The 9,912-nt window shown below is 66.9% G+C and carries 9 protein-coding genes and 1 pseudogene; 2 read left to right on the top strand and 8 right to left on the bottom strand.

Annotation, left to right across the window (positions count from 1 at the left end; all coding sequences use genetic code 11):
- Positions 1-68 precede the first annotated feature (68 nt).
- The 8 genes from AC5RWT_RS30430 to AC5RWT_RS30465 all read right to left on the bottom strand — a co-directional run bounded on the left by AC5RWT_RS30430 (position 69) and on the right by AC5RWT_RS30465 (position 8,117).
- Positions 69-932 carry a carbohydrate ABC transporter permease gene (locus AC5RWT_RS30430; protein ID WP_494083464.1) on the bottom strand — a complete coding sequence of 288 codons (864 nt, stop codon included), beginning with the start codon at positions 930-932 and terminating at the stop codon, positions 69-71.
- Complete coding sequence (locus AC5RWT_RS30435; protein WP_494083465.1) at positions 932-1,837, bottom strand: carbohydrate ABC transporter permease; 906 nt, start codon at positions 1,835-1,837, stop codon at positions 932-934. The genes AC5RWT_RS30430 and AC5RWT_RS30435 overlap by 1 nt, the downstream gene beginning before the upstream one ends.
- Before the next feature lie 90 nt (positions 1,838-1,927).
- Entirely contained in the window at positions 1,928-3,208 is a 1,281-nt protein-coding gene (locus AC5RWT_RS30440; protein ID WP_493968392.1) for an ABC transporter substrate-binding protein, read from the bottom strand.
- A gap of 150 nt (positions 3,209-3,358) precedes the next feature.
- Positions 3,359-4,579: an ROK family transcriptional regulator gene (locus AC5RWT_RS30445; protein ID WP_494083466.1), complete on the bottom strand. Its 1,221-nt coding sequence runs from the start codon at positions 4,577-4,579 to the stop codon at positions 3,359-3,361.
- Positions 4,580-4,791: 212 nt separating this feature from the next.
- Complete coding sequence (locus AC5RWT_RS30450) at positions 4,792-5,325, bottom strand: gamma carbonic anhydrase family protein (protein WP_494083467.1); 534 nt, start codon at positions 5,323-5,325, stop codon at positions 4,792-4,794.
- A gap of 73 nt (positions 5,326-5,398) precedes the next feature.
- Positions 5,399-6,061, bottom strand: a complete 663-nt coding sequence (locus AC5RWT_RS30455) for a class I SAM-dependent methyltransferase (protein ID WP_494083468.1) — start codon at positions 6,059-6,061, stop codon at positions 5,399-5,401.
- Between the two features lie 116 nt (positions 6,062-6,177).
- The gene (gene purU, locus AC5RWT_RS30460) at positions 6,178-7,038 is read right to left on the bottom strand and encodes a formyltetrahydrofolate deformylase (protein WP_494083469.1); all 861 of its coding nucleotides are present in this window, start codon (positions 7,036-7,038) and stop codon (positions 6,178-6,180) included.
- A gap of 5 nt (positions 7,039-7,043) precedes the next feature.
- Entirely contained in the window at positions 7,044-8,117 is a 1,074-nt protein-coding gene (locus AC5RWT_RS30465; protein ID WP_494083471.1) for an NAD(P)-binding domain-containing protein, read from the bottom strand.
- A 534-nt stretch (positions 8,118-8,651) separates the two neighbouring features.
- Here AC5RWT_RS30465 and AC5RWT_RS30470 point away from each other — a divergent pair.
- On the top strand, positions 8,652-9,530 hold the full coding sequence (locus AC5RWT_RS30470; RefSeq protein WP_494083470.1) for a S1C family serine protease: 879 nt from the start codon (positions 8,652-8,654) through the stop codon (positions 9,528-9,530).
- Positions 9,531-9,770: 240 nt separating this feature from the next.
- Positions 9,771-9,912: pseudogene (locus AC5RWT_RS30475) on the top strand (serine hydroxymethyltransferase); the annotation flags it as partial.

Raw genomic sequence — 9,912 nt, forward strand, 5'->3', positions numbered from 1 at the left:
CAAACCATGACTGACCTTCAGGTACTGATTGTGGACGATGACTTTCACGTGGGGCGCCTGCACGCCGGTTATGTGGATTCCACAAAGTATTTGCCCAGGATGATGTAGACCAGCAGCGTGGGAAGCGACGCCATCAGGGCCCCGGCCATCGACGCGGCGTAGTCGGTCAGCTGTCCGCCGGCCAGGAAGCTCAGCGCGATGGTGACGGGACCGTTCGAGCCGGAGGAGAAAAAGGCCGCGAACAGGTAGTCGTTCCAGGCCGAGGTGAACTGCCAGATGAGTACCACCACAAACCCCGGGGCGGACACCGGCAGGATCACCGAGGCGTAGGTGCGCAGCAGGCCGGCTCCGTCCATCCGCGCCGCTTCGATCAGTTCGGCGGGCACGGATTCGTAGTAGTTGCGGAAGATCAGCGTGCAGATGGGCAGGCCGTAGACGATGTGCAGCACCAGCAGCGAGGGGATGCCATTCGGCACGCCGAGTCCCTGCATCAGCTGGGTCAGCGGGATCATCACGGCTTGGTACGGGATGAACATGCCGAACAGGATGAGGGTGAAGACCACGTTGGCATAAGGGAAGCGCCAGCGTGAGAGCACGAAGCCGTTCATCGAGCCGAGCAGGGCGGAGATGATCGAGACCGGGATGACCATGGCGAAGGTGCGGCCCAGTGCCGGTCCCAGGATGTCCCATGCCTTGGCCCAGCCCGCGGTTTCCCACGTCGTCGGGAAGAGCCAGGCGGTGGAGGGGTCGGCGTCGGACGGGCCCTTGAAGCTGGTGATGAACAGGACGTACGCCGGAATGAGCACCATGATCACAAACACCAGCAGGATGGCGTACTTGAGCATGCGGTTCAACTTCTGGCGCCCGGTGCGGGGAGCCGGCGGACGGGGGTTGGCGACCTCGACGGGTGGCGGGACGGTTGCGGTGGCCATCAGCGCTTCTCCTGCCGTGAGGTGTAGACGAGGTAGGGCACGACCACCAGTGCGACCAGCACCAGCATGATGGTGCCGATCGCGGCCGAATCGGCGTAGTCGCTGCCGATGTACTTGACCCACATCATGGTCGCCGGGACCTGGATGTCGTAGGTGTTGGCGTCCGGCACAATTGCGCGGATCAGGTCGAACAGCTTGAGCGACATGTGGCCGATGATGATGACGGCCGAGAGCATCACGGGGCTCAACTGCGGAAAGATCACGTGCCGGTACAGTTTCCATTCGCTGCAGCCGTCAATCCGCGCCGCTTCGCGCAGTTCGTCGGGGATGCCGCGGAAGCCGGCCAGGAACAGGGCCATCACATAGCCGGACAGCTGCCAGACGGCAGGTACAGCAATCGCGGCAATGCCCCAGTTGGGGTCCGACCACCAGCTGTTCTGCAGGAAGCCGAGCCCGACGCTGTCCAGCAGCCGGTTCAGTCCGGTGGCGCGCTCGCCCCCGGACTGGTCGGTCTGCAGGCTGGACAGCAGCCAGCGCCAGACCACGCCCGAGGCGATGAAGGACACCGCCATGGGGAAGAGGTAGACGGAGCGGAAGAACCCTTCGCCGAATCGCGGCCGCTCCAGGATCCAGGCCCAGAGGAAGCCGAAGATCAGCGTTCCGGCCAGGAACACCACCGTCAGCAGAAGCAGGTTGCGCAGCGCGTGCTGGAAGTCGGCGTCCCCGAACAGCCTGAAGTAGTTTTCCATGCCGACGAAGTCCGACGACGGCCGGGCGGTGTGCTGGTTGGTCATCGAAATGCGGATGTTTTCGGCAATCAGCGCATAGACAAAGATGGCCAGCAGGATCAGGGTAGGGGAGATCAGGGCCAGCGCCGGGCCCCAGGTCTTGACTTTCTTGAACATGGATTCTCCTTGTGCCGCAGGGGCACGCCGGGTGGGACGGGAGGGCGGACGCGGTGGTGGTGCCGCGCCCGCCCCTCCGGGCCGTCCTGGTTACTGCTTGAACTTCGTGGCGATGGACGCCGCCGAATCCTGCAGCGCTGCCACATCCTGCGGGCCGCCGAACTTGCTCACTGCCGTGCTCAGTTCGTTCAACCAGGCCACTGGCACTGCGGCTCCATGCGCCAGCGAGGACACGATGGTGTCGGACGAGAAGTCCTTGATGGCGCTCTTTTGGTACTCGCCGAACTTGTCGCTGGGCACGTCCGTGCGGGCCGGGATGGAGCCCTTGGCCGCGTTGAATGCCTGCTGGCCTTCAACGCTGGAGATGGTGGTCAGCCACGCCTTGGCTCCGTCAGGGTTGGGAGCGCCCTTGGGCAGCGTGAACGAGTCGGCCAGGAAGTCGAAGATCCCGTCGGTCCCGGGGGTGGGGAAGTAGACGTAGTCCTCGCCGGGCTTCTTGCCGTCCTGCGAGAACTTTGCCTCGGCCCAGTCACCCATCACGTTGTAGGCGGCCGCGCCGTCTTCCACCAACTGCGTGGCCGGACCCCAGTCACTGAGCGTGTCGCGGTCCGAGTTGGTGTAGCTGAGGGCCTTCTTGTAGTTCTCGATGGCCTTGGTCACGTCGGCACCGGCCCAGTCGGTCGTGCCGTCCCAGAGGCCGTTGTAGCCTTTGGCGCCGAGGGTGGCCAGCAGGATGTTCTCGAACAGCTGTACCTGGGTCCAGGTTCCCGCCACGGCCAATGGCGTCTTGCCGGAGGCCTTGATCTTGTCCATGTCGGAGAACCAGGCATCCAGATCCTTCGGCGGGCTGGCCGGATCCAGGCCGGCCTTCTTCAGCACGTCCACGTTGGCCCAAACAACGTTGGCCCGGTGGATGTTCGACGGAACGGAGTAGATCTTGTCGTCGACGGTCAGGCGGTCCAGCAAGTCTTGGGGGAAGGCCTCGTTCAGCTTCGCGTCCTCGTAGAACGGGCTGAGGTCTTCGAGCTGGTCGGCGGCGATGTAGTCCTGCAGCTCGGCGCCTGCGTGTGCCTGGAACGAGTCCGGCGGGTTGCCCGACTTCAGGTTTGCCGCCAGCACGCTCTTGGCCTGGCTGCCGGCGCCGCCGGCGACCGCGAGGTTGTCGAACTTAAGGTTCGGGTACTGCTTGGTGAAAATGTTCACCAGCGCATCGAGCCCGACCTTCTCGGAACCGTCCGCCCACCAGGTGAAGACTCCTACCGACCCCGACGCTTCCGAGGGGTTGGCATCCTCAACCGCGCTTCCGCCGCCGCACGCGGACAGGAGCAAACCCGCGGCCGCCACGCCGGCGAGCAAAGATATGCGTCGCATAACGCCTCCATCAAATCAACAGTCTGTGGCCACGGGGTCTGCACGACCCGCACACGGATGTGTGGCTTGTACGGCAGTTAACTCCGTCACAGTCGTTGTCGTCAAGAGTTGAACGCAAAGAGGGGTGCGGTACCGGCCACCCCCGGGCGCTCAATCGAACGGCAATTCGGCCTGTTGAAGCACCAGCGTGGCAGCTCCCAGCGCCTCCGCCTGGCTGCCCAGGGTGGACATGGCCAGTTCGGTCGATTCGCCGACCACTGGGACTGCATGGCGCAGCAGTCCGCGCCGAATCGGGTCCAGCAGGATGCTGCCCAGGCCCGTCAGGGGGCCGCCGACCACGATGATTTCCGGGTTGAGCAGGTTGCAGACATTGGCAAGTGCCCGCCCCACTGCCAGTCCGGCATCATCGATCACGCGCAGGGCGGCCGGGTCGCCGTTCAAGGCGTCCCGCACGATGTCCTCAGTGCCGATCGGTTGGCTGCGGCCGTGGCTGAGCAAGTCGATCATGGTGGACGTGGAGGCGACGGTCTCCAGGCAGCCGCGGTTGCCGCAGCGGCAGATGACCCCGTGTTCGGCAACGGTGGCATGGCCGATTTCGCCCGTGACTCCAACATGCCCGTAATAGAGCTCGCCGTTGAGGATCAGCCCGGCGCCGATCCCGGATCCGATTTTCACGAAGATCAGATTCTGCGCGTGCTGGTAGGCGCCCCAACTGACTTGGGCCAGTGCGCCCAGGTTCGCGTCGTTGTCCACGAACACTGCCGCCCCGAACCGCTCCTGCAGCCGGGCGAGCAAATTGAGGCCCACCCACTCGGGCAGAATGGCGCCGTGGATCACCGTGCCGGTCCTGCGATCGATCGGCCCCGGGATGCCGGCGCCCACGCCGAGCACCGCCTCGGGGGATACCGAGCTTTCATCCAGCAACCGCTGCACCAACCGGGCGGCGGCGTCGATGCCCTGCTCGGCGCCGTGGCCAAGCGGCAGTTCGACGGCGTCCGCGGCGAGCACTTGATGGTCCAGGCTCACCAGGACGACCTGGACGTGGCGGCGGCCGAAATCCACTCCGACGGCGACGGCACCGCGGCCGTCGATCATGACCGACAAGGCGCGGCGGCCGGAGCTGGTGGTGGGGGCGGTGCTGACCAAGCCGTCGTCAGCCATGGCCTTGACGATGTTGGATACGGTAGCGGTGGACAGCCCCGTCTGCCGGGACAGTTCGGCCTGCGTCAGCGGACCGCGGGCGATCAGTGCTTGCAGGACCCGCTGGCTGTTGCGTCGCCGCAAGGCACTCTGCGACCCTGGCCTGTGCTGGGCACCGGGCGGGACAGGGTGCTGTGCGGCCTGGAGAGGGGACGGCGGATCGGCTGGCATACACAAAAGCGTGCGTCAGCGCGCAATTGCAGTCAAGAAGTTAACGCAATACCGGTCGAGATGCGGCGTCGGGACTGGCGAAAGAGCACGGATGGGCCGGGGCAGACGGTTTCGGTGTCGCTTGACCCGGCCGGGCAGCTCTCGACAATCCATTGTGTGAGCGGCGCCGGACACCGGCTCCAGCCGGCCTCGGCTGCTGGAGCGACCACCCCTTACTCCGCGGCGGCGTCGTCGAGCGCGTCGCGGTGCAGGGCGGCGAGTTCGACGTAGCGGGCGGCGTTGTCCAGGACCGACTGGTATTCGTCCTCGGTCAGCTCGCGGCGGACCTTGGCGGGGACGCCCGCGACCAGCGAACGAGGCGGGATTCGGGTTCCCTCCAAGACGACGGCGCCGGCGGCCACCAGGGAGCCCTCGCCCACCACGGCGCCATTCATGATGGTGGCGCTCATACCGATCAGGCAGTTGTCTTCGACGGTGCAGCCGTGGACCACGGCGCCGTGGCCGACGCTGACGCCAGCGCCGACGGTACAGGGGAACCCGGGGTCTGCGTGCAGGACCACGTTGTCCTGCAGGTTGCTGCGCTCGCCGACACGGATGGGCGCCGTGTCCCCGCGGACGCTGACGCCGTAGAAGGCGCTGGAGTCAGCGGCCAGCGCTACGTCTCCGCTGAGCGTGGCGGTGGGGGCGACGAAGGCGGACAGGTCGACGGCTGGCAGCATGCCGGAGATGGTGATGATGTGGGCCATCCCACCAGCCTAGCCACACTGGATGCGCTGCATTGTGTTAGTGACGGCCGTGGCGTCCACCGCGTCCGCCGGGTCAAGGTTTGGTCAGGATGAAGAACTGGTAGTGCCGGCCGATGTCCGCCCGCTCCCACGTGGTGAACCCGGAGATCAGGCCGTGCTCCCCGAAGCGACGGCGGACGCTGTCGTCGCTGCGGCGGCTACTGAAGCGGTGCGGTTCACAGTCGTCGTCGACAATCCCTTCTTCGTCCTCGCCGGACCAGAGCCCGACCGCCAGCGGAGCGCCCTGGGCCAAAACCCGCATGGTCTCGGCGAGGACATCCGGCAGGTCCTGGTCGGGAACGTGCAGCAGCGTGCCCATGCTCCAGCCGGCAGAAAACGTGCCGCTGGCGAACTGCAGTTCGCGGGCGGAGCCAACAACTGCTTCCAGGTGCTTGGCCCGGGCCAGCCGCACATTCTGCTCGGACAGGTCGATGCCGGTGTAATGGATTCCCGCGGCCTTGAAGGCGAGTCCGTCGGTGCCGACACCACAGCCGATTTCCAGCACGCTGTGGCGCCTTGCCGCGATAAGGGAAGCAATAAACTCCTGCCGCGCTGCGTCCCGCTGCGGATCCTGCCCGGCTGCGTCCCGCTGCGGATCCTGCCCGGCTGCGTCCGGCTGCGGATCCTGCCCGGGCAGCTCGCGGTCGGGCGCCTGCCGGTCAGGGAACGCGTTCAGCTCAGGTTCATGGTTGCCCATCCGTTGAGCGTACGCCTGGGGCCGGGCCCGGCCCAGCGGCCGGCGCCGCGTCTGCCCGCGTTGGAGCGGCTGCCGCAAAGCGGCGGGCACCGCCGTCGTCCTGGCTCGAGGTTCCCTTAGTTGAAGACGACAGTGCGGGTGCCGTCCATCAGCACGCGGTGTTCGGCGTGCCACTGCACCGCGCGGGCCAGCGTGCCGGATTCGACGTCGCGGCCCAGCGCCACGAATTGCTCGGCGGTGTGGGCGTGGCGGACCGGGATGACTTCCTGGTCGATGATCGGGCCCTCGTCCAGGTCTCCGGTGACGTAGTGGGCGGTGGCGCCGATCAGCTTCACGCCGCGGGCATGGGCCTGGTGGTACGGCCTGGCGCCCTTGAAGCTGGGAAGGAACGAATGGTGGATGTTGATGGCCTTGCCGGCCAGTTCGCTGCAGAGCCCGTTACTCAGCACCTGCATGTAGCGCGCCAGCACCACCAGCTCCACCTCGTGCTGCGCGGCAAGGTCCAGCAGTGCTTGTTCCGCCTGCGGTTTGGTCTCCGGCGTGGCGGGGATGTGGTGGAAGGGGATCCCGTAGAAGGCTGCCAGTTCGGCCAGGTCCTGGTGGTTGGAGACGATGGCGGGGATCTCGATCGGCAGCGTGCCGGAGCGTTGCAGGAACAGCAGGTGGTTCAGGCAGTGCGCGGACTTGGAGGCCATCAGCAGCGTGCGCATCTTGACGCCCTCGCGGCGCAGCTTCCAGTCCATGCCGAACTCCTGCGCTACCGGCTGCAGCCGGTCGTGGAGTTCGGTGTAGGACAGGTCGGTGGCAACGGCCACGCGCATGAAGAACCGGCCCGACTGCGGGCTGCCGTACTGCTGCGAGTCGGTGATGTTTCCGCCGGCCCCGGCGAGGACGCCGGCGACGGCATGCACGATGCCGGGACGGTCCGGGCAGGAAAGGGTAAGGGTGTAGGCGGTGGCGGCGGGAGCTTCAGTCACGAGTCCTAGGGTACCGGCTGGCGTTGGTCTTCAGCGGCAAGGTACTTACCGGCCGCTGCGGCGGCAGCACGGCCGGCCCGGGTGGCGCCGACGGTGGACGCAGATGCGCCATATCCGACCAGGAACAGGCGCGGTTCCTTGACCACCGAGACCCCGTCGTCAGCCATCATGATCCCACCGCCCGGTTCCCGCAGGCGCAGCGGTGCCAGATGGTCCAGGGACGGCCGGAATCCGGTAGCCCAGAGGATCACGTCCACGTCTTCGACCGAGCCGTCAGCGAATTCGACGCCGTGCTCGGTGATGCGGGCCAGCTTGCCGCGCGAGACGAGGACGCCGTCGTCGATGCCCTTTTGGTAGGTCTCCGTCAGCGGCAGCCCGGTGGCGGCGACCACGCTGAGGGTCGGCAGGCCTGCCCGCGTGCGCTCGCTGACCCTGCGTTCCACGTCGACGCCCCATTCCATGTCGAAGGGGGTGGCAGTGAAATCGGGGTCGCGGCGGGTGGACCAGAGCGTGTCGGCGCCCGCCGCATCCAGCTGCAGCAGGAATTGCAGGGCCGACGTCCCGCCACCGACCACCAGCACCCGCTGCCCGCGGAAGTCACCGGCGGACCAGAAATCCCGGGTGTGCAGCTGGCGGCCGCGGAAAGTCTCCCGGCCCGGGTAGTGCGGCCAGTACGGCCTGTCCCACGTGCCGGTGCCGCTGATAACCGTGCGCGCCAGCCACTCGTCGCCGGTGTCGCTGCGCACCCGCAGGAAAGCGCCGTCGTCGTCAACGGACGTTACGCGCACCGGACGGTGCACCGGAAGATCGAATCGCTGCTCGTAGGCGCCGTAGTAACGGCGGACGACGGCGGAGGACGGCTCCCGCGGGTCCGGAACCCCCAGCGGCAGGCCCGGTAGGTCGTGCAGGCCGTGCGCGGCGTCGAAGGTCAGCGAGGGCCAGCGGTGGCGCCAGGCCCCGCCCGGACCATCATTGGCATCGAGGACCACGAAGTCCTGTTCGGGGACCAATCGGCGGCGGGCCAGCCGGTAGGCGGCGCTCAATCCGGCCTGACCGGCGCCGATCACCACCGTCTGCAGCGGTTGCCGGGCATCGCGGGTTCCCTGGGTCCGCAGCCGAGCTCCCCGGTCCGCCTCGGCCTGCCGCGGTCGCGCGACGTCACCGTCTGGCTGGTTCGTCACGATGCTCCCCTCCGGATTGTTGACACTTCAACTACTGTTGCGTGCAACGGTTTACGCCGTCGGGGTATTCCGCACCGCAGCCCGCTGCCGGATCGGGTTCTTCAGTGGATCCGGCCTCCCGGCGCGGTTGGCCGCGGGAAGCGGTTTTCCGGAGGACCCGTTGGCGTTAGGGTGGCAGCAGCGAAGACGGAGGTCCCTGCCATGACACAACTTCGGAATCGGCTGGGCGAAGCGGGGCGTGTTTTGCTGGTCGCCGCCCTCCTGGCTGGCCTCGCCGGTTGCACCGGCCAAAGCAGCGGGGAACCGACGGGGACAGGGGGCGCAGCCGGGCAGGTTCAGGACAGCGCGAGCAGCCCAACAAGCGCGAGCAGCCCAACAAGCGCGAGCAGCCCAACAGGGGGAGGGCAGCCAGCCGGAGGGATTCCGCAGATCGTGGAGAATCTGGGACCGTCCGTGGTGACGGTCTTTACCGACGGCGGCCTGGGCAGCGGCGTGGTCTATTCCGCGGACGGGCTGATTCTGACCAATCAACATGTGGTCGGGAAAAGCACCAACGTAGAGGTCGCCTTCGCTGACGGGCAGCGCGTCGCAGGCAAGGTCCTGGCAACCGATGCTGTGTCCGACCTGGCGCTGATCCGGACCGAACGCAAGGGGTTGCCGGCCGTGGAGTTTGCCCCCAAGCTGCCGAGGATCGGCGAACTGGCCGTGGTGATCGGGTCGCCGCTGGGGTTCGAAAATACCGCCACGGCAGGCATCATCTCCGGCCTGCACCGTTCCATTCCCGGTTCGTCGTCGTCGAGCCTGGCGCTGGTGGACCTGATTCAAACCGATGCGCCCATCAGCCCCGGCAACTCTGGCGGCGCCGTCGTCAATGCCCAGAGCCAGGTGGTGGGGATCAGCGAGGCGTACATTCCGCCGGAAGCGGGCGCGGTGTCGCTGGGGTTCGCCATTCCCGCCGAAACGGCGCAGGAAGTGGCCAAGGAGCTGCTGGAGAACGGGACCGCTACGCATGCTTTCGTGGGGCTTGCTCCGGCCACCATCACCCCGGCCATCGCCCAGCAGTTGGGGATGCGGCAGACGGAAGGCGTCGTGGCGCTGTCAGTCACCCGCGGCGGCCCGGCGGACAAAGCCGGAATCCGCCCAGGGGATGTGCTGCTGAAGCTGGACGATAAAGCGCTGGCCACGGCCGAAGACCTGCTGGCAGCCGTCCGCCGGCACAATCCGGGGGATACCGTGACCATGGATGTGCAGCGCGCGGGTGAAACGCGGAGTGTGAAAGTCACGCTCTCGGACCGGCCGGCCGGTGACTGACTGCTAGGATTGGCTCGCCGCGACTGGCGTTAGGTGGGATACCACCAGGAAGCGGCAGCAGGAACGAGGGCCCCGCCACCGCTCCTGCACGTGCCGACCACGGATCGCACGCCTGGGACGATAGGTCACGTTCTGGCCGGAGTGTGTCCCGGACAGGTCATGCGCCATGCGTGTGGTACCTGCAGCCGGTAATCTGGCCTGTAGCAGTGAGACAACCCACCACCCAGGAGATTCTCCCCCGTGACTTCCACGCCCTCTGTGACCGATCTGCCGCTGTCCCAGGTTGATCCTGAAATCGCCGCTGTTATCGACGCCGAACTCGGCCGCCAGCGCGACACCCTTGAAATGATTGCCTCCGAAAACTTCGCGCCGCGTTCGGTGC

It is taken from the genome of Arthrobacter sp. Dra40, from assembly GCF_059091905.1.

What these genes read in the sequence shown, in the direction of transcription:
- AC5RWT_RS30450 (WP_494083467.1), bottom strand. Translation starts at nt 5,325, where the DNA reads ATGGCCCACATCATCACCATCTCCGGCATGCTGCCAGCCGTCGACCTG.
- AC5RWT_RS30455 (WP_494083468.1), bottom strand. Translation starts at nt 6,061, where the DNA reads ATGGGCAACCATGAACCTGAGCTGAACGCGTTCCCTGACCGGCAGGCG.
- AC5RWT_RS30435 (WP_494083465.1), bottom strand. Translation starts at nt 1,837, where the DNA reads ATGTTCAAGAAAGTCAAGACCTGGGGCCCGGCGCTGGCCCTGATCTCC.
- AC5RWT_RS30440 (WP_493968392.1), bottom strand. Translation starts at nt 3,208, where the DNA reads ATGCGACGCATATCTTTGCTCGCCGGCGTGGCGGCCGCGGGTTTGCTC.
- AC5RWT_RS30445 (WP_494083466.1), bottom strand. Translation starts at nt 4,579, where the DNA reads ATGCCAGCCGATCCGCCGTCCCCTCTCCAGGCCGCACAGCACCCTGTC.
- AC5RWT_RS30430 (WP_494083464.1), bottom strand. Translation starts at nt 932, where the DNA reads ATGGCCACCGCAACCGTCCCGCCACCCGTCGAGGTCGCCAACCCCCGT.